Here is an 18,925-nt window from a genome sequence, read left to right on the forward strand (position 1 = left end):
TCCTGGCCGACGAACGACTCGAGGCGCTCGTCCGCGTCGGACCACGCCGGTGTCTGCTCGACGTCCTCGCCGAGGCCACCGCCGAATTCGGTTACGGCTGCAGGAGCACCTTGACGGCGCGGCGCTCGTCCATGGCCCGGTATGCCTCGGCCGCCTGCGCCAGCGGGAGGGTCAGGTCGAAGACCTCGCCCGGGTCGATCTCGCGGTTACAGATCAGCTCGATCAGCTCGGGCAGGTACTCGCGCACGGGCGCGGGCCCGCCGTGCAGGTGGACCAGGGAGAAGAACAACTCGTCACCCGGCAGGGAGACGTCGTGGGAGACGCCGACGAAGCCCAGGTGCCCGCCGGGGCGGGTGGAGCCGATGGCCTGCGTCATCGATTCCTGGGTGCCGACCGCCTCCACGACGCTGTGCGCGCCGAGGCCGTCGGTCAGCTCTTTGATCCTGGCCACGCCCTCGTCGCCGCGCTCGGTGACGATGTCGGTGGCGCCGAACCGGCGGGCGAGTTCCTGGCGCGGCGCGTGCCGGCTCATCGCGATGACGCGCTCGGCGCCGAGCCGTCTGGCGGCCAGCACCGCGCACAACCCGACCGCGCCGTCACCGATCACGGCCACCGTCCCTCCCGGCCGAGCCTGGGCGGCGACGGCGCCGAACCAGCCGGTGCCCAGCACGTCGGAGGCGGTGAGCAGGCTCGGGATCAGGTCCGCGTCCGGCATGCCGGGGGTGGCGACCAGCGTGCCGTCGGCCAGCGGGATCCGGGCCCGTTCGGCCTGCGTGCCGATCGACCCCATCGGCACCCGGTGGACGCACCCGCTCTGGTAGCCCGACCGGCAGATCTCGCAGGTGTTGTCCGAGGCCCAGAACGAGCCGACCACGAACTGGCCCGGCTCGATCGTGGTGACCTCGCCGCCGACCTCCTCCACGACTCCGACGTACTCGTGCCCCATCGGGGCCGGCCCGTCGAGTTCTTCCACGCCCCGATAGGGCCACAGGTCCGACCCGCACACGCAGGCCGCCGTCACGCGGATGATCGCGTCCGTGGGCTCGGCGATCACCGGATCCGGCCGTTCCTCGACGCGTACGTCGCCGGGGGCGTGCAGCACTACTCCACGCATGTGGATCTCCTTTCAGGAAGGGGCGATGGTGCGCGCGGCCCCGTACCGGGCGTCGCCGACGTGCTCCGGCCAGGTGGTTCCGCCGCCCTCCCGCGGCGCCGGGCGGGCCATGAAGCGATCGGGGGCCGTGCCGTGCCGGTGCTTCTCGCCCCGGTAGATCACATCCACCGGACGTCCCCGGTGAACATCCCGGCCGGGGCCTCGCCGGTGGGCGGCCGGGTGATCGGCTGCATCCTGGACCCCTCTTCGACGATCCTCCTCAGCCGCGTGGCGGCGGCCGCTCCTCAGTCGCCCTGTTTCCTGTCGCGGGGCGGCCATTGCGCCTTCGACAGAAGATGACCCGCGCCACGGCGTTCCTTTACCGGGCGGGCCGCCGGTCGCGACCTCACGCTCGACCGCGAGGCGACGGATCCGCGCGCCGGTCCCCGGCTGAACTCGGCCGTCTACACCGCCGCACCCGATACAGCTCTGTGCCTGCTTGCGAGCCGGGCTGCCACCCTCGACCCCGCTTCCCGCCTCCCCTGGCAGGACACACCCCACCAAGCCCTGTCCCGGTTCGATGCCGAGGTGTGATCACCCCATCACCTACTAAACACCCCAGGGGATGACCTACTTCTCAAAAGCCCTTTAAGGCCATAATTATGAGTCAATCATCATTTAACGTAATCAACGGCAAGTGCTCTTCCCTTCCTTTCTCGGGATCGTTTAAATGGAGGCCCATCCCCTCTATGGGTATCGGCAGACCCTTATGCGCATCCGGTCGGCGGTTCTCGCCGTACTTCCGACGTCCTCCCTGATCATTGCCGCTCGGGCGACCACGGTGACCCGTAATTCGGACAATATCCGTAGCGATGTTTCGGCCGCGATAAACGTGGCGAACGCTTGCCGGGCTCGTGACCGGCGGAAATTCCTCACCGGAAAGTGCCGGCCGCCGCGGTGCCGTACAGCGCGGTGGCCCAGGGCGCGCCCACCTTCGAGCGCGGAGACGTCGCGGAGCCCCGCGCCGCCCTGTCCCGCGCCGTCCCGCCCTGCCCCGCCCTGCCCTGCCCTGCCCCGCGCCGCCCAGCCCAGCACCGCTTGGGCGACCGCGCTCCGTGGACCGACGTCGGCGGCCACGGGTCCGCCGCGCGGTGGACCTCCTTCCCAACCGCGGCGCCGAGAGAGGCGTACGCGGATGCCCGCCCACCTCGTGATCCGAGACGGAGAGCTGTGACCACCTCCTCGACCGGCGAGCGCCGCGCGCTGGTGCGCGCGCTCGTCGCGGAGTTCGCTCCCGAAGAGCTGCCCGACTTCGACACCATGACGGCCGCCTACTTCGCCGCACCGGCCGCCGCCCGGCGGGCCCGGCGCACCCGGGACGAACCCGGCGCGTTCGGCATCGACCTCGGCGATCCCACCTTCACCAACCTGATGTGGGGCGTGATCGGCGGCTTGACCACCGAGGCGATCGTGCTGGGAGTGCGCGGCGGCCGCGCGCGGCTCAGGCGGTGGTTCGGGAGCAGGCCCACGCCCGGCCCCCAAGACCCGCTGCCGGAGGCGCCGCCGGACAGCGGGCAGGCCGCGCGCGCCGAGATCGCCGACGTCCTGAAGCGGGCCGGGCGTGCCGACGCGGACGAGATCTCCGAGCGGGTGGTCGACCGGTGGTCGCGCCGGGACTGGACTCCTCCGGCATGACGACGGCTGTGCGCTCGCGCCGGGTCAATCCCTTCCTCCTTCCGGCCGCGACGACGTCACGGTTCGTCCTGCTGGTCACGATCATGCTGGCGGCCGCGGGCACCTCGGCGGACCTTGTCGCCGGCGGGCCGTCGCGATGGCTCGAGCCCTACATCGCCTGCGACCGGGCGGCCGACGCCGCGGCGTCGGCCGGAGGATCGGCCGACGCGCTGGCCGTGACGTACATGGACTGCCTGCGCGGCGTCGGGCTCGACCGCGCCCTGGTCGGGCTGTGCGCCATGGCGCTGGTGGCGGTCGCCGTCGGCGCGCTCTACTTCGCGCGCCCCCGGCTGACCATCAGGCGGCAGCACCTCGTGCCCGCCGACCCCGTCGTCCACGCCGAACTGTACGAGGCGGTCGCCAGGGCCGGGCTGCCCGGCCGGCAGCCGGCACTGCTGCTGGACGTCAACCGCAGGTCCTCCGGTGGCCGCGCCTTCGGGCACGTCGGCCGTCGCTACGTGCGGATCAACATCGGCACGCTCCACCAGGCCAGGCGCAGCGGCGACCGGGAGGAACTCGACGCCCTCGTCGCCCACGAGCTGGCGCACCTGCGCAACCGCGACCTGGACCTGACGAACCTCACACTGGCGACGTGCTGGGTGTTCGGCGGGCTGGTCGCCCTGCCCGTCCTGGTGTACACCGCGCTGTTCCAGCAGGACCGGCTGGTGGACCTGGGGCTGCGCACGCTGGGCACCGCCGTGGTGATCGCCGCGCTCACCACGGCGGTGCTGCGGCTGCGGGAGCACTACGCCGACGTGCGCGTGACCACGCCCGCCGACGACCCGCCGGGCGACGACCCGCTCGGCGGCGGCCCGCTCGGCGACGACTCGCCCGGCAGGCGCCCGCGCCGGCTACGGCCGCTGGCGCGGCACCCGTCCGACCAGGAGAGGGCGGAGATCGTCCGTGACCCCGGTGTGCTGATGCGCTGGATGCCCGCCGAGACGTTCGGCGCGGGGATCGCCGCCGGGCTCGGCACCTGCCACCTGTTCGAGACCACCCGGCTGTGGCTGGACGGGGTGGGCAACTGGGAGCGCACCGCACTGCAGCTGGCCGGGCTGGTGTACGGGGTGCCCGTCGCCGCCATCCTGGTGGCCGGGGCCTACCGGGCGGCGCTGCTCGCGCTGGCGGAAGGGCGGCGGCCACCGCGCGGTGGCCTGGCCGCGTGCGCCCTGGCGGCGGGCGTCATGGTCGGCCTGGTGGCCGCGCCGTCCAGGATGAGCCGGCCGTGGGCGGAGAGCGCCGCGGCCTCGCCCGGGGCCGCCCTGATCATGGCGGCCGTCCTGCTCGCGCTGTGCCTGTTGTTCTGCCGCTGGCTGGCGGCGACCGCGACGTCCTGGCTGCCGGTGGCCCGGGCCCGCACGCTGACACCGGTGTACCTGGGCGCCCTGGGGCCCGCCGCCCTCGCCTTCGGCCTCTGGCTCGGCGCCTGGATCGAGATGACCGTCATGGCGCTGGACACCCGGAACGTCGTGAACGGCCTCAGCGCGCTTTTCGCCGAGTTCTTCGACGCCGCGCTGCTCACCGGGCTCCTGGGCGCCCTGCTCTACCCGCTCGCCTCCTGGCTGAGGTATCGCGGTGACGAACCGGCCCGCGCGCTCCACCTGGACACGGACGTCGCGGCCGGTCTCCCCGCGGTCAGGATCCGGCCCCTGGTCGCGCTCGCGCCCGCGGGCCTGGTCCTGCTCGCGAGTGCGATCGTGGAGGCCGTCACCCCCCTGCCGGCGGTCTCCGCCCTGATCGCGGGCGCGGCCGACGGCACGACCGGCACGCAGTACGACGCGCTCCTCATGCGACTGGCCGCACTGGTCGGAGTCCTCGTCGGGGTGACGTTCATCGCGGCCGTCGTGGTGGCGGTGGCGGTCGGCGGGCGGGCCATGCTGGGCCCCTCGCACGCCGTGCTCGCCGCTCTGTCCAGCGCCGCCGCCGCGATCGGGGTGTTGGTGGCGCCGGTCGCGGTGGAGGTGTGCGCCACCACCCCCGGATGCGGTGCGATCACGCCGGCCAGGCAGGTCGGGATCGTGCTGCTGGTCATCCTGGCGATCGGCGTCCCGGTGAGCCTGGCGGGCGCGGGGCTCGTGGGCGCGGCGGGCGGCGTCGTCAGGATGGTCCGCCGGCGCGAGGTTTCCGTGGCCCCGCCACGACCACCCCGGCACTGGCTGCGCAGGGTGGCGGCGGGGGTGGCGGGCGTCTCGGTCGCGATGTGGCTGGTCTTCGCCGTGCTCTCCTGGCTGGGGCAGAACGGGTTCCTCGACGACTCCTCCGGCTCACCGACGACGAGCGCCGCGTCGAAGGTCCCGCCACCCGGTCCGGCGGGCGCCCGCACCGCCCGCGCCGCCTGCCCCGCGGTACGGACCCTGACCGTGCCGTCCATGGTGCGCGAGGACTACCGCCTCAACTGGGCGATCGACTTCGCGCGGATGGCGGAGAGCGATCGGCCCTTCCTGGTGGCCGTCGGCCGCGCCGGCTACCCGCGAAGCCGCGACCACCACGGGGAGATCGTCCACCTCACCCGTGCGGTCGGCCAGTACTGCGTACGGACGTGACCGGTGCCGCCCGGGGCCGGGCGCCCGGCGGTGCCGCCGTGGGCTTCACCGCCATGGGCTTTCACCGCCGTGGGCGGGCGCGGGCGGTGCGGGGACGGCCTCGGGTGCGGACCGGGTGCCCACCGCCGGAGCCGGAATCCCGGAGTCCCGGAGCCGGAGTCCCGGAATCCCCGGGGCCGGAGTCAGGAGCGGAGCGGGTCCTTGTCGGCGGGGGAGAGGTCGCTGGGCCAGAGGCGGTAGACGTTGAGGCGCGTCTCGTAGTACTTGTCCGTCTCCCCGACCCACTGCATGCCGATGCGCTTGGCCGTTCCCGCGCCGCGGTCGTTGTTCACCCGGACGACCGCGACGAGCTCGTGGGCGCCGATGGAGAACGCCCACCCGGCCAGGGCGCGGCCCGCCTCGGTCGCGTAGCCGTTCCCCCAGGCGTCGGGGGCGAGCTGCCAGCCGATCTCGATGTCCTCCTCGTCCGGCGGCAGGTACCTCAGGGAGAGGCCGCCGACGACCCGCTGGTCGGAGTTGCGGACGATCGCCCAGCGGCCCAGCGGGGGTGTCAGGGTGCTGCGGCTGCGGGTCCAGGACTCCAGGGTGGCGCGCATCGCCTGCTCGCCGTCGAGCCGCGTCATCGCGGGGGACAGCCACCGGGTGACCTCGGGGACGCCGTAGATGCCGAGGGCCTCGGCGGTGTCGTCGGGACTCCAGTCACGCACCGTGAGGCGAGTGGTGGTCAGTAGTGCCATGTTTTCCTCTCCCTGACGAGTTGGCCGGCCGTGCGGCGACGAGAGGACGCCGATCTAGAGGAAATATCGTTTTCTTGCCGGAAATGTCCGATGTATTGCCCTTGTGAGGGTACGCCCATTATCCGGCCGACGACCAGACCGGGCGGGAACCGCCTGGTCGGGGGCGTGCCCGTACGGAGGGTCAGCCCTCCAGGGCGTACTGCATCACGCGGAGCTTGGCCTGGGCCTCCGCGAGCTCGGAGGCGGGGTCGGAGTCGCCCATGATGCCGCAACCGGCGAACAGGCGGGCCCTGGGGCCCTCGATCTGGGCGCAGCGCAGCGCGATGCCCCACTCTCCGTCACCCCGCGCGTCGATCCAGCCGACCGGTCCGGCGTACCCGGCCCGGTCCATGCCCTCCAGCTCCCGGATGACGCCGAGCGCCGCCCCGGTCGGGGTGCCGCCGACGGCGGCGGTCGGGTGCATGGCCGCCACCACGTCCAGGACCGAGGCCCCGTCCGACAGCCGCCCGCTCACCGGGCTGGCCAGGTGCTGGACGTTGGAGAGCACCAGGAGCTCGGGCTCCTCGGGGATCTTCAGCTCGGCGCAGAGCGGGTCGAGCGCCTCGCGCACCGAGGCGACCGCGCAGGCGTGCTCGTGGCGGTTCTTCTCCGAGGTGAACAGGGCCGTGCCGCGCGCCATGTCGTCGGCCTGGTCGACGCCCCGCGGGATCGTACCGGCCAGCACCAGGGACTCGATGGTCTCCCCGGTGCGCCGGACCAGCAGCTCGGGGGTGGCGCCGACCAGCCCCGCGCAGGAGAAGGTGTAGCACTCCGGGTAGCGGTCGGCCAGGCGGGCCAGCAGCAGCCGGACGTCGATCGGCCGCTCCGCGACGGCGGTCAGGTCGCGGGCCAGCACGGTCTTCTCCAGGTGGCCCGCCCTGATCCGCCGGACGGCCCTGGCCACGGCGTGCTCCCACTCGGGGGCGGTCAGGCTGCCGTCGCCGTACCGGATCCTGCCCGGGGCGCGGAGCGGGGTGACCGCGTCGAGCCGCCGTTCGCCGACGGTGGTCAGCCAGGCGCGGCCGTCGCGGCGGGCCAGGATGGTCCGGGGGACGACGAGGACCGAGCCGGGTGCCTCCGGGTCGAAGGTGAACGAGCCGAAGGCGACGGGCCCCGAGCCGGGCGCCGTCACGTCGTCGTCGACGCGCGCCTCGCCGAAGAGGTCAGACAGCCGGTCGCGGGCCCAGTCGAAACGCCGGGGGCCGGGCGGCACGGCCAGGCGGATGGCCTCGCCCCAGGCGACCAGGCCCTCCCCGTGCCTGACCCAGGCGTAGGGGGCGGTCTCCGGCAGGCGCGCGAACAGGTCGCCGGGGTCGTCGACGGGGGTGGTCGTCACCGCGAGAGGACGGGTTGATCCGAGCGCTACACTCACCCCCGCCACTCTATGCGGGAAACTGAACGTGTTCGACGGTGGTTCTCCCGTCAGCACACGCGCCACGCGGTGTCAAGAAAACCAAGGTACTCGGTCAACGGGCCGTACTGTCCTGGCCTGCGGTGATACATCCGAAGCAGACGCGATCTCTCAGCGGAGGTGTCATGCTTCGCACGACTGTGACAGCACTCACAGGACTGGCCGCCCTCGCGACCGCCTGGACGGTCCCGGCCGGAGCCGCCCGGACGGAGCAACCCTGGCGGCCGGTGGTCATGGCCGCGCTCGGCGACTCCATCAGCGCGGGTTTCAACGCCTGCGGCTGGTACCTCACCTGCGTCTCGCGCTCCTGGTCCACCGGTGACCACCAGAGCGTCCGGAGCCAGTACGCGAGGTTGCGCGCCCTGGACACGGCGATCACCGGGCACAACGTGAACCTCGCCGTCCCCGGCTCCACCAGCGCCGACCTCGCCGGGCAGGTGACCCGGGCGGTCGGCAGGCGCGCCGACTACGTGACGGTGCTGATCGGCGCCCAGGACGCCTGCGTGTCCGAGGAACGGCTGATGACCCCGGTGGCCGTCTACGAGAGGCGGGTGGCCGAGGCCCTGGCGCTGTTCCGGGCCGGGCGGCCCGGCGGCCGGGTGTTCGTGGCGAGCGTCCCCGACATCAAGCGGCTGTGGCAGATCGGCAAGGGCAACCCGGTGGCGCGCGGCTTCTGGGCGGTAGGCCGGATCTGCCCCACCATGCTGGCGCGGCCCACCTCGACCTCGGCGGCCGACCGGGCGCGCCGCGACCGGGTGCGCGCCCGGGTGGCCGGCTACAACGCCGCGCTCGCCAGGGTCTGCGCGGCGTACGGCCCCGCCTGCCGGTTCGACGGCAACGAGGTGTTCAGGCAGCGGTTCACGGTCGGCCACCTCAGCCCGTGGGACTTCTTCCACCCCAACGCCGCGGGCCAGAAGCTGATCGCGGAGAAGACCTACGCGATGATGCGCGACTGGCTCACCGAGACCGAGACCGGGACCGGGACCGGGACCGAGGACGCCGCGGCACCCGTCCCCGCCCCCCTCCCGGCCCCCGCGCCCGTCCTCTGACTCCGTGCTCGTTACGGGACCCCGCGCCGCTCAGAGCCAGCCGTTGTGGCGGGCGGCGCGGGCGGCCTCGATGCGGTTGCGGGTGCCGGTCTTGCCGATCGCGGCGGACAGGTAGTTGCGTACCGTGCTCTCCGACAGGTGCAGCCGCCGGGAGATGTCGGAGATCGTCGCGCCGTCGGCCCCCGCGGCCAGCACGTCCCGCTCGCGGTCGGTGAGCGGGCTGGCACCGGCGCTCAGCGCGGCGGCGGCCAGCGCGGGGTCGATCACCTTCTCGCCCGCCAGGACCCGGCGGATCGCCGCGGCGAGCTCCTCCACGGGGCCGTCCTTGACCAGGAACCCCGCGGCGCCCGCCTCCATCGCCCGCCGCAGGTAGCCGGGCCTGCCGAACGTGGTCAGGATCAGCACCCGGCAGCCCGGCAGCCCGTCCCGCAGCCCGGCCGCGGCCTCCAGGCCGCTGCTCCCGGGCATCTCGACGTCCAGCAGGGCGACGTCGGGGCGCGCGGTGAGCGCCGCGGGCACGACCTCGTCGCCCCGGGTGACCGTGGCGACGACCTCGATGTCGTCCTCCAGGTCGAGGAGCAGGGCGAGCGCGCTGCGCATCATGCCCTGGTCCTCCGCCAGCAGCACCCTGATCACGGGAGTGCCCATGGGAGCGGTCACGGGAGCGTCACCCTCAGCAGGAAGCCGTCGCGGTCGCGGGTCTCCAGCGTCCCGCCGAGCGCGACGACCCGCTCGGTCAGGCCGCGCAGGCCGTTGCCCAGGGGCCTCCCGCCGCGCCCCCGGCCGTCGTCGCGGATCTCCAGCATCGTCCCCTCCAGGGTGATCTCGCAGGTGCGGGCGGCGCTGTGGCGGACCACGTTGGTCACCCCCTCCCGTACGGCCCAGCCCAGCAGGGCGTCGGCCTCCGGTGCCAGCCGGTCCTCGGTGACGGCGACGGTGGCGGCGATGTCCGCGTCGGCCAGGACCGTGCGCGCCGAGGCCAGCTCGGCGGCGAGCCCCCGGCCACGGTAGCCGGTGACCGCGGCCCGTACCTCGGTCAGCGCCTCCCTGCCGACGGCCTCGATGTCGGCGGCCTGCCGCGCCGCCGCCTCGCCGTCGCGGAGGGCCAGCCGCCGTACGGCCTCCGCCTTGACCACCATCACCGACAGGGTGTGCCCGAGCAGGTCGTGCAGGTCGCGGGAGAACCGCAGCCGCTCCTCGGCCACCGCGACGCGGGCCAGCTCCTCGCGGGTCTCCTGGAGCTCGTCGATCACGGAGAACAGCTTCATCACGATGCTGACCACCAGGCCGCCGATGGCCGTCCCCCACGTGGCCAGGGAGATGCTCGTCCAGCTCGCTCCCGCGCGCCACATCACCACGACCAGTACGAGCGTCAGCGTCGTGAGGAGGGGGTAGACGGACCTGCCGCGCAGCACGGCCCCGCAGGCGATGGTCATCAGCGGCGCGAGGTAGAACCAGTTGTGCGCGAACCCCGCCAGCAGCAGGAAGGCCACCACCAGCAGCGCGGCCAGCGCCACGATCGCCGCGCCCCGCCGGTCGCGGAAGGACAGCCCGATGCACAGCACGTACAGGGCGGCGAAGGCGGCGATGCCCAGCGCGGCGGGCAGCACCGGTCGCACGTGCCCCGCCGCGAGGTCGCTGATCGGAGGGTAGACGATCAGCAGCCACGGATAGAAGGCGAGCTCACCCGGGCCTCCCGCCCGCCGGCGCCTTCCCGGCCTTCCCCGCGTGGCCCTCTCCGGTTCTCCCCGGCCCGCCGGCTCCGGTACGTCAGGCTCCGTCGCCTCCGGCACCCCGGGGTCTGCCCGCCTCACCTGTCGCGTCTCCCGCGGCCCCTCCGGTTTCCCGCTCACCCGGCCACTCCTATCACGCGGTTCGTCCCACTCATCCCACGCGCCCGGACCGGCGGTAACCGTACACCGCCAGGATGCCGAAGGCGACCAGCCAGCCGGTCAGCGTCAGCGCCGTGGCCACCCCGGGCGCCTCCCCGAAGGCGACCTTCCGCGACAGGTCGGCGTAGCCGAAGCTCGGCGTCCACTCCGCGACGGCCCGCAACCAGGAGGGGAAGGCCTCCGTGGGCAGCCACAGCCCTCCGATGATCGCCATCGACATGTTGGCCGCGATGTTGAGCACGGAGGCGGTCTGGCCGCTGAACAGGTAGCCGAAGGCCAGGCCGAGCAGGGTGAAGGGCAGCGAGCCCGCCCAGAGCAGGAGCACGATCGAGATCCACTGCCAGGCCTCCATCCGTACCCCGTTGAGCAGCGCCGCCGCCAGGGACACGCCGATGATCACGGGAAGCACCACGAGCATGCCGGTGGCCGCCTTGCCCGCGACCACCCGCACCGGGGCCAGCGGGACGATCCGCAGCTGCCGCAACCAGCCCGCCGACCTGTCCTCGGCGATGCCGCCGCCGTTGTTGAAGGCCGAGCCGATCGCGCCGAAGGCGGCCATGTTGACCATCACGTAGAGGGCGGCCATGACGCGGTCGTCGCCCGTCACGCCGAGGTTGGTGAAGAGGAGGTACATCGTCACGGGCATCGCGAAACCCATGATCACGTACGCCGGGTCGCGGAGGGTCCTGGTGACCTCCAGGCGGATGTAGCCGAGCATCACACCTCCACCTCCGTCAGCGCCGCCGCCGATCCGGATACCGGCCCCGATGCCGGCCGGGGTGCCGGTCCCGCCGGCCCCGCCGGTTCTGTCAGTTCCGTCAGTTCTGTCAGCGCGATGAAGGCGTCCTCGAGCGCGGCGGGGACGACCTCGATGTCTCGTACGGCTCCCGCCGCCGCCAGGGCCATGACGGTGGCGTCGGCGTCGCGGGTACGCAGGTGGGCCCGGCCGCCCCGGATCTCGGCGGAGACGACCCCGGGCAGGCGTTCCAGCGGGGCGGCGTGCCCGGCGGCGGTGACGCTGACCGTGGACAGCGCGACGAGGCGCTTGATCTCCCTGCTGGTGCCGTCGGCCGCGATCCGGCCCCGATCGATCACCACCACCCGGTCGGCGTACTCGTCGGCCTCCTCCAGATAGTGGGTGGAGAACAGGATCGTCTTGCCGCGCGCGGCGAAGGCGCGCATGCTCTCCCAGAACTCCCGCCTGGCCCGCACGTCCAGCGCCGCGGTCGGCTCGTCCAGCAGGATCAGGTCGGGGTCCCCGGCCAGCGCCAGCGCGAAGCGGACCCGTTGCGCCTGGCCGCCCGACAGCCGTTCCATCCTGCGGCCGGCCAGTCCTTCCAGCCCGGCGGTGGCCAGCACCTCCTCCAGCGGGAGCGGCGACCGGTAGGTCCCGGAGACGAAGCCGACCAGCTCGCGGACCGTGGTCCGGGGGACGAGGCCGCCCTCCTGGGGCATCGCGGCCAGCCGCCCGCTCCGGATCGCGTTCTCGGGGGAGTCCCCGAAGACGCGCACCGTCCCGGAGCCGGGGGCCAGCAGCCCGAGCAGCAGCCCGATCGTGGTCGATTTCCCCGCGCCGTTGGGGCCGAGCAGGGCGACGGTCTGCCCGGCCGGGATGTCGAGGCTGAGGCCGTCCACGGCGCGCACCGCCCCGAAACGCTTGGTCACGTCCCTGAGAGACACCGCGTCGTTCGCGTCATTCGTCATGCGGACGACGCTACGGAGAGCGCGTCATCCGAGGCAGATGCATTGATCCGGAACCACCCATGACAAATGTCCTGCCGTCCCCGTCCCCGTCCCCGTCCCCGCCTCCGTCCCTGTCCCCGCGACGCCACCGCCGCCGCGACGCCCCGCCCTCCGATCCGCCGGAGTCCTCTCGGACCGAGGCTCCGGCCCGTGAGGACTCCGCGGTGCCCCGAACCCCTCGGCTCGCGAGGACTCGGCAGCGCCCCGAACCCTTCGGTCAATCAGGAGTTCGAACCCTTTGGTCGCGGGGGCCGCGCGGAGCCATGCCCCCCTCAGCCCGCCGGCGCGGCCGGCCTCAGCCCGCCAGCGCGGCCAGCGCGGCGGCGGTCTCCTCCGGCTTGGAGAACATCGGCCAGTGCCCGGTCGGCACCGCGGCGAAGCTCCACTCGGGCCCCGCGAGCTCCGCGAAGAACGGGTGACCCGAGGCGATCATGGCGTGCACCTGCTCCAGCGGGAACGAGCACGTGACGAGCGTCTTGGGCAGCGAGGCCGCGCCACCCTTGAGCATCAGGGGCTGGGTCAGCGTCCCGTACGGCTGCGGGGTCGCGCGGGAGGTGAACCACTCGCGCTCGGCCTCGCCCAGTCCCTCCAGGCTGGCCCCGGCCCGCTCGTGCTCCTCCCACGAGGGGAGCGGGTAGCTCGCCCCGCCTCCCTCGGCGACCCGTCCTTCGATGAACGCCCGCCAGTCGGGCTCGGTGAGGTCCAGCTGGGTCATGCCGTCGGCCGGCGGCCCGCTCTCGACGTAGACGACCCGGGCGACGCGCTCGGGAATCCGGTCGGCCGCGCCGGTGACCGGGGCCCCCGCCCCGCTGTGGGCGACGAGGATCACCTCGGTCAGGTCCGCGAAGACAATGGTGTTGACGATGTCCTGGATGTGGGTTTCCAGGTCGACCTCGGGACCCGCCAGGTGCACCCGGTCGCCGAGGCCGGTGAGCGTGACCGGGTGGACGTCGTGCCCGGCCTCGCGCAGCGGTCCGGTGACCTTCTCCCAGGCCCATCCACCGAGCCAGAAACCGGGGACCAGGACATATGCGCTCATCGTTTCTCTCCTCTGTTCGCCTGGTTTCACCCTAGAATCGAATCCGGACAGTATCGGTCCTGATTTTGAAGGGAATTCCGATGACCGCCGCCCGGGTGCTCGCGCTGCTGGAGCTGTTGCAGGCCGCCCCCGGCCTGACCGGCCCCGATCTCGCCGCGAGGCTGGAGGTGGACGAGCGCACGGTCCGCCGCTATGCGGTGAGGCTGTCGGAGCTCGGCGTGCCGGTCCAGGCCGAACGCGGCCGCCACGGCGGTTACCGCCTGCTGCCCGGCTACAAGCTCCCGCCGCTCATGCTCACCGACGACGAGGCCACCGCCGTGGTGCTGGGGCTGCTGGCCGGGCGGCGGACCGGGCTGGCTGTGGGGGAGGCCGCGACCGAGAGCGCGCTGGCCAAGATCCAGCGGGTGCTCCCGCGCCCGCTGCGCGAGCGCGTCGACGCGGTGTCGGAGACGCTGGGCCACACCGGGAGCGCGGCGCCGAGGGTGAGCACCCCGAGGGCCGGACCGCTGCTCGCCCTCGCCGACGCCGCCCGGCGCCGGGTCACCGTCCGGCTGGCCTACCGCTCCTGGCGCGGCGACGCCTCCGAGCGCGATCTGGACCCGTACGGCATCGTCTTCCACTCCGGCCGCTGGTACGTCGCCGGGCTCGACCACGGCAGCGGGGAGATCAGGACGTTCCGGGTGGACCGGGTGGCGGACGCCGTCCCCACCGAGCGAGGCTTCCTGGTGCCCGGCGGCTTCGACCCGGTGGCCCACGTGGTCGGGTCACTGTCGGCGGTGCCGTACCGGCACGAGGTCAGGGTGCTGCTGGAGACCACTCTGGAGGAGGCCGCCGCGCGGATCCCGGCCGCCACGGCGACGCTGGCCGAGACCTCCGGCGGGGTGCTGCTGGTCACCAGGGCCGAGCGGCTGGACGGGATGGCCCAGATGCTCGCCGGGCTCGGCTGGCCGTTCGCCGTGATCACTCCCGCCGAGCTGCGCGACGAGGTCAGGGCCCTCGCCGCCCGCCTCGTCGCCTCCGCCGACGTCACCCCGCCCTGACCTCGCTCTGACCCCGCTCTGCCCCCGCCCTCGCCGGCGTCTCGACCACGGGATCAGAGCGGGCGCCTGCGGCCGACAGTCACGCGTGGGCCTCGTGCTTCCCGCTCACGGCGAGTCGTGAAGTGGCCGGACAGGGGCCATGCGCTCGTCGATCCCGCCGATCAAGCAGCGGAGATCGCGCCTATCCTGTCCACATGCCGATCACGGACGAGGAAGTGGCTCTCGCGGCAGCGCGAGCAGGAGCCGCTGTGGTGAGAGCCATGTACGGTACGTCGCTGGAGCGCTTCGAGAAAACCGCGACTGACTTCGCCACCTCCGCCGACCTCGAAGCGGAGAGCGCCATCCTCGGCGTCGTTCGCGCCGCCCGGCCGGACGACGCCGTGACGGGCGAGGAGAGCGGACGCACCGGCTCGGCCGGAGCGGAGCGCATGTGGCTGGTCGACCCCCTGTGCGGCACGCTGAACTACGCCGCGCGCAACACGCTGGTCGCGGTGAACGTCGCCCTGCGCGTCGGCCCGGACATCACGGTGGCCGCCTCCGCCGACCCCTTCGCCGAAGAGGTGTTCTGGACGGACGGCGAGCGCGCCTACGTCCGCCGCGACGGCGAGGACGAGGAACTCGTGCCCTCGGCCGGGTCGCGACTGGTGGACGTCAACCTCGACCCGCCGTTCCCGAACGAGCCGGGTTTCCGGGCGGTCCGGTTGCTCGCCGACCCCGGGTTCGCCGAGCGCTTCCACGCGCGCGTCCTGTCCACCACCTTGGCGCTGGCCTGGGTCGCCGCCGGACGGCGGGCCGCGTACGTCACCGACGGGAACCTGCGGGACAACGTGCACTTCGCCGCCGGGATCGCGTTGTGCCAGGCCGCCGGGTGCGTGGTGACGGGCATCCACGGTCAGCCACCGCACACCGGCGTGGGCGGGCTCGTCGCGGCGGCCGACCACGAGACGCACGCCGCACTGCTCGAGATGATCGGCGATGGGTCCCCCGCGACTCCGTGACCACCGGATCGCGAAGATCACGGCATGACACCTCGGCGGATCGGATGCCGGTGATCGTCGGATCGAAGGCGGGGCGCCGCTCACGACGATGCGCGCCGCCGAGGGCCCGGTGATCTGCGAGGCACCGACAGATGGCCGGGTGGTCTGCGAGGCGTCGGCAGATGGCCGGGTGGTCTGCGAGGCACCGGTAGACGGCCGGGTGATCTGCGAGACGTCGGTAGACAGCCGGGTGGTCTGCGAGGCGCCGGCGAACGGGCGGCGCGGGCGAGGCGCGACAAGGTTTGGACAAGCCCGCGTGGCTAGCGTGCACCGTAGCCAAGTCGGGAGCCGCCATGTCCTCTTCGGTGTCAGCCGGTCCGCGAATTCGTTCGGTCGGAAAAGGCGGCGGCTCTTTCCAGATAGCGTGCGGATTGCTGATCGCGTTGAGCGGCGCGCTGACGGCCTTCGCCTTCAACACGGTCTACGCGAGAGGCTGGATCGATCTGGAGGTCTACCGGGAAGGCGGGGCGGCGGTACTGCAGCGTACCTCCGTCTACAACTTGATCATAGGTGACAATTGGCTGAAGTTCACCTATTCGCCGTTCGCGGCGATGCTGTTCACGCCTCTCGCCCTGGTCGGAATGGAGATCGCCGTCGCCTTCTGGGTGCTGATCTCCATACTCGCCCTTGAGGTGGTGATATGGATTCTCGTCGGCCGTACCGCGGTGAAGCACGGTGGCCGACGGGCGACTCGCACGTTGCTGGTCGTCGTCGCGATACTTCCCCTGTACCCGGTGACGCTGACGCTGTGGAACGGGCAGATAGGCATCCTTCTGCTGCTGGCCATAGTCGTGGACCTGACGCACGGCAAAGAGAAGTGGCACGGCATCGGGACGGGCATCGCCGCCGGTATCAAACTCACCCCGCTGATATTCATCCCCTATCTTCTCGTCACGCGTCGTTTCCGGGCCGCCCTCATGACCGGCCTCGGTTTTCTCGGTACGGTGGCCCTCGGATTCCTGCTGCTGCCCGCCGATTCGCGTGATTACTGGGGCGGCGCGTTCTTCGACACGCAACGGGTGGTCGCCGAGCAGAGCGTGAATTTCTTCAACCAGTCGCTTCGCGGCGTGCTCATGCTCATGCCCGCCTCCTGGCCCACCGTGCCTCTCTGGCTCGCCCTGGGCGCGGTGGTCGGCGCGGGCGGACTCCTGGTCGCCGCGCGGACCGCGAAGAAGGCGGGCGAACTCGCCGGAATCACCGCCTGCGCCATCGTGGGGCTGCTCGTCTCACCCGTTTCCTGGCCGCACCACTGGATCTGGTGCGTACCGCTCCTGGTGCTCTGGGCGCAGCGCGCTCAGCGCGTGGACGCTCCGCTCGAGAAGGCGGGCGTGGGGCTCCTGTGGTTCGTCTTCCTCCTGCCGGGATACATCACCCTGGCGACAATTTTTGTGTATCCATCCCACGTGGGAATGTGGCTGGCGTGGTTGATGGGGAGTTATCCGCTCAGTGGACTGCTGACGTTGCTGGCGCTTGCCATTTACTTCGGCCGGAGCGATTGGCGGCCGAGAAAGCGTGGGGCGGGCGACGGCTAGAGGCCTTCGGCGGTCAGGGGCATATGGCCTGACCTCGGTGCGGGTCGGCGGCCGGTTGTCGCGAAGTCCAGCCGATGGTCGCGGCCTGTCCGGCTTCTTGGCGGCATGAACGACCGGGATCGGGCGGCGAATGGTGTCCCGGCAGGTGCCCGCGTCATAGGGCCGTCGGCGGCGACCGGTCCAGGAATCAGAACCAGGATTCAGGAGTCAGGAATCAGGAGTCACCCGAAGAGCTGGGTGAGTTTCTGGAACAGCTCGTAGACGCCGTACGCGAAGGGAAGGCCGACCCAGGTCCAGGCCAGGATCATCAGAGGGGTGTTCCCGGCGGGGGAGCGGTCGTTCGCCATCACGCGTCGCCTCCTCGTTCGTGCCGAATTTCGTGGTGTGCGGCATCCTCGCGGTGTAAAGGATTCTCGCGCTGGACGGAATCCTCGTGCTGGACGGAATTCTCGTGCTGGACGGAATCCTCGCGCCGGACGGAATTCTCGTGCCGGACGGGATTCTCGTGGTGAGCGGGTTTTTCGTGGTGCACGGGATTCACCGGGCGGATCAGCTCGTTGGCCAGGAAGCCGATCGCGAGCAGCCCGATCATGATGTACAGGGAGGTCGTGTAGAGCTCTGGCCCCGACCGGCCCGCGGCCTTCTGCGAGTCGGCGATGGCGTTGACGATCAGGGGCCCGAGGACACCGGCGGTGGACCAGGCCGTCAGCAGCCTGCCGTGGATGGCCCCCACCTGGTACGTCCCGAACAGGTCCTTCAGATAGGCCGGTACGGTGGCGAACCCTCCCCCGTAGAAGGACAGGATGCCGAGCGCGCAGAGGATGAACAGGAACTTGTGGGAGTCCCCGGCCAGGGCGATCGCCAGGTAGAAGAGGGCGCCCACGCCGAGATAGACGCGGTACATGTTCTTGCGGCCGATCAGGTCCGAGGTCGAGGACCACACGAAGCGCCCCGCCATGTTCGCCAGGGACAGCAGGGCCACGAAGCCCGCCGCCGCGGCGGTCGTGACCGGCACGCTGGTGTTCGCGAAGAAATCCTTGATCATCGGCGCGGCCTTCTCCAGGATGCCGATGCCCGCGGTGACGTTGAAGCACAGCACGACCCACAGGAGCCAGAACTGCGGCGTGCGGATCGCGTTGCGCGCGGAGACGTCGGCGGCGGTGACCAGCGGGCGGGCGGCGGCCTTCGCCGGTTCCCAGCCCCGTGGCCGCCAGCCCTCCGGCGGGACCCTGATCAGGAGCACGCCCATCGACATGAAGGCCGCGTAGACCAGGCCGTGCACCAGGAAGGTCGTGGCGATCCCGCCGGTGCCGGTGCCGAACGTCTCGAGCATCTGGTTGGACCACGGTGAGGCGATGAGGGCGCCTCCGCCGAATCCCATGATGGCGATGCCCGTGGCCATGCCCGGCCGGTCGGGGAACCACTTGATCAGCGTGGACACCGGCGAGATGTAGCCGATGCCGAGACCGATCCCGCCCACGAAGCCGTACCCCAGCACGACCAGCCAGTACTGCCTCGTCGCCACGCCGAGCGCGGAGATCAGGAAGCCCAGGGAGAAGCAGACCATGGAGACGGACATCGCCCAGCGCGGGCCGTTGCGCTCGACCAGCGTTCCCCCGAACGCGGCCGACAGGCCGAGCATGACGATGCCCACCTGGAAGGGCAGGGCGCTGGCCGTGCCGGAAAGGTGGAGCGCCGACTCCAGGGGCGGCTTGAAGACGCTCCACGCGTACGCCTGGCCGATGGCGAGGTGCACGGAGAGCGCCGCAGGGGGGATCAGCCAGCGGCTCCAGGTGGGTGGCGCCACCGTACGCGCGCGGCTGAAGAAACCAGAGGAGACGGTAAATGCGGGGGTTTTTACCTGTTCGTCCGGCATGCAGATACCGTATTCCGTAGCCCGCCCTTCGTCGAGAGTGGCTGGTGGGGCAATTGAAACGATTTGATGGGGATGTGCCCGGCGCCCCGATCGTCGTCGGGTGAGGATCGGGATGCCGGACCTGCGGGAGAACACGACCCTGCCCGGCTCCCGGGGCGTC

General features: G+C 72.1%; 17 protein-coding genes. 6 read left to right on the forward strand and 11 right to left on the reverse strand.

The genetic code is table 11. The features are described from left to right. Positions 1-91: 91 nt before the first annotated feature. Positions 92-1,114 carry a zinc-dependent alcohol dehydrogenase family protein gene (locus ABT053_RS35035; RefSeq protein ID WP_350975093.1) on the reverse strand — a complete coding sequence of 341 codons (1,023 nt, stop codon included), beginning with the start codon at positions 1,112-1,114 and terminating at the stop codon, positions 92-94. Positions 1,115-1,126: 12 nt separating this feature from the next. Beyond that, complete coding sequence (locus tag ABT053_RS35040; protein ID WP_350975095.1) at positions 1,127-1,282, reverse strand: cupin domain-containing protein; 156 nt, start codon at positions 1,280-1,282, stop codon at positions 1,127-1,129. Positions 1,283-2,323: 1,041 nt separating this feature from the next. On the opposite strand from ABT053_RS35040, the gene ABT053_RS35045 reads away from it, so the two are divergent. Continuing rightward, positions 2,324-2,788, forward strand: coding sequence for a hypothetical protein (locus ABT053_RS35045; protein ID WP_350975096.1), 465 nt, complete (start codon positions 2,324-2,326; stop codon positions 2,786-2,788). Then, positions 2,785-5,370, forward strand: a complete 2,586-nt coding sequence (locus tag ABT053_RS35050; protein WP_350975098.1) for a M48 family metalloprotease — start codon at positions 2,785-2,787, stop codon at positions 5,368-5,370. Before ABT053_RS35045 ends, ABT053_RS35050 begins: the two co-directional genes overlap by 4 nt. 182 nt (positions 5,371-5,552) lie before the next feature. Here ABT053_RS35050 and ABT053_RS35055 read toward each other — a convergent pair whose 3' ends face one another. Then, the gene (locus tag ABT053_RS35055) at positions 5,553-6,107 is read right to left on the reverse strand and encodes a GNAT family N-acetyltransferase (protein WP_350975099.1); all 555 of its coding nucleotides are present in this window, start codon (positions 6,105-6,107) and stop codon (positions 5,553-5,555) included. 181 nt (positions 6,108-6,288) lie between these two features. Further along, complete coding sequence (locus tag ABT053_RS35060) at positions 6,289-7,518, reverse strand: isochorismate synthase (protein ID WP_502991944.1); 1,230 nt, start codon at positions 7,516-7,518, stop codon at positions 6,289-6,291. A gap of 179 nt (positions 7,519-7,697) precedes the next feature. Here ABT053_RS35060 and ABT053_RS35065 point away from each other — a divergent pair, with 179 nt between their 5' ends. Further along, positions 7,698-8,606, forward strand: coding sequence for a GDSL-type esterase/lipase family protein (locus tag ABT053_RS35065; RefSeq protein ID WP_350975102.1), 909 nt, complete (start codon positions 7,698-7,700; stop codon positions 8,604-8,606). 30 nt (positions 8,607-8,636) lie between these two features. On the opposite strand, the gene ABT053_RS35070 is transcribed toward ABT053_RS35065, so the two are convergent. The 5 genes from ABT053_RS35070 to ABT053_RS35090 all read right to left on the reverse strand — a co-directional run bounded on the left by ABT053_RS35070 (position 8,637) and on the right by ABT053_RS35090 (position 13,280). Continuing rightward, the gene (locus ABT053_RS35070; protein WP_350975192.1) at positions 8,637-9,242 is read right to left on the reverse strand and encodes a response regulator; all 606 of its coding nucleotides are present in this window, start codon (positions 9,240-9,242) and stop codon (positions 8,637-8,639) included. 20 nt (positions 9,243-9,262) lie between these two features. Continuing rightward, positions 9,263-10,420 carry a sensor histidine kinase gene (locus ABT053_RS35075; protein WP_350975104.1) on the reverse strand — a complete coding sequence of 386 codons (1,158 nt, stop codon included), beginning with the start codon at positions 10,418-10,420 and terminating at the stop codon, positions 9,263-9,265. Positions 10,421-10,490: 70 nt separating this feature from the next. Next, positions 10,491-11,216, reverse strand: coding sequence for an ABC transporter permease (locus ABT053_RS35080; protein WP_350975106.1), 726 nt, complete (start codon positions 11,214-11,216; stop codon positions 10,491-10,493). Beyond that, positions 11,216-12,202, reverse strand: a complete 987-nt coding sequence (locus tag ABT053_RS35085) for an ABC transporter ATP-binding protein (protein WP_350975108.1) — start codon at positions 12,200-12,202, stop codon at positions 11,216-11,218. The genes ABT053_RS35080 and ABT053_RS35085 overlap by 1 nt, the downstream gene beginning before the upstream one ends. A gap of 334 nt (positions 12,203-12,536) precedes the next feature. Next, complete coding sequence (locus ABT053_RS35090; protein ID WP_350975109.1) at positions 12,537-13,280, reverse strand: alpha/beta hydrolase; 744 nt, start codon at positions 13,278-13,280, stop codon at positions 12,537-12,539. 80 nt (positions 13,281-13,360) lie between these two features. Here ABT053_RS35090 and ABT053_RS35095 point away from each other — a divergent pair, with 80 nt between their 5' ends. The 3 genes from ABT053_RS35095 (at position 13,361) to ABT053_RS35105 (ending at position 16,889) form a co-directional block, all read left to right on the forward strand. Further along, on the forward strand, positions 13,361-14,320 hold the full coding sequence (locus ABT053_RS35095) for a helix-turn-helix transcriptional regulator (RefSeq protein ID WP_350975110.1): 960 nt from the start codon (positions 13,361-13,363) through the stop codon (positions 14,318-14,320). A 194-nt stretch (positions 14,321-14,514) separates the two neighbouring features. Next, on the forward strand, positions 14,515-15,318 hold the full coding sequence (locus ABT053_RS35100; protein ID WP_350975111.1) for an inositol monophosphatase family protein: 804 nt from the start codon (positions 14,515-14,517) through the stop codon (positions 15,316-15,318). A gap of 332 nt (positions 15,319-15,650) precedes the next feature. Beyond that, positions 15,651-16,889, forward strand: a complete 1,239-nt coding sequence (locus ABT053_RS35105) for a glycosyltransferase 87 family protein (RefSeq protein WP_350975112.1) — start codon at positions 15,651-15,653, stop codon at positions 16,887-16,889. A 221-nt stretch (positions 16,890-17,110) separates the two neighbouring features. Here the strand turns inward: ABT053_RS35105 and ABT053_RS35110 are convergent, their stop codons facing one another. Next, the gene (locus ABT053_RS35110) at positions 17,111-17,236 is read right to left on the reverse strand and encodes an MFS transporter small subunit (RefSeq protein ID WP_350975114.1); all 126 of its coding nucleotides are present in this window, start codon (positions 17,234-17,236) and stop codon (positions 17,111-17,113) included. Continuing rightward, a complete protein-coding gene (locus tag ABT053_RS35115) occupies positions 17,236-18,765 on the reverse strand; it encodes an L-lactate MFS transporter (RefSeq protein ID WP_350975116.1) in 1,530 nt (509 codons plus the stop codon). The genes ABT053_RS35110 and ABT053_RS35115 overlap by 1 nt, the downstream gene beginning before the upstream one ends. Positions 18,766-18,925 lie beyond the last annotated feature (160 nt).

It is taken from the genome of Streptosporangium sp. NPDC002524, assembly GCF_040295985.1.
In the GTDB taxonomy this organism is placed as follows: domain Bacteria; phylum Actinomycetota; class Actinomycetes; order Streptosporangiales; family Streptosporangiaceae; genus Streptosporangium.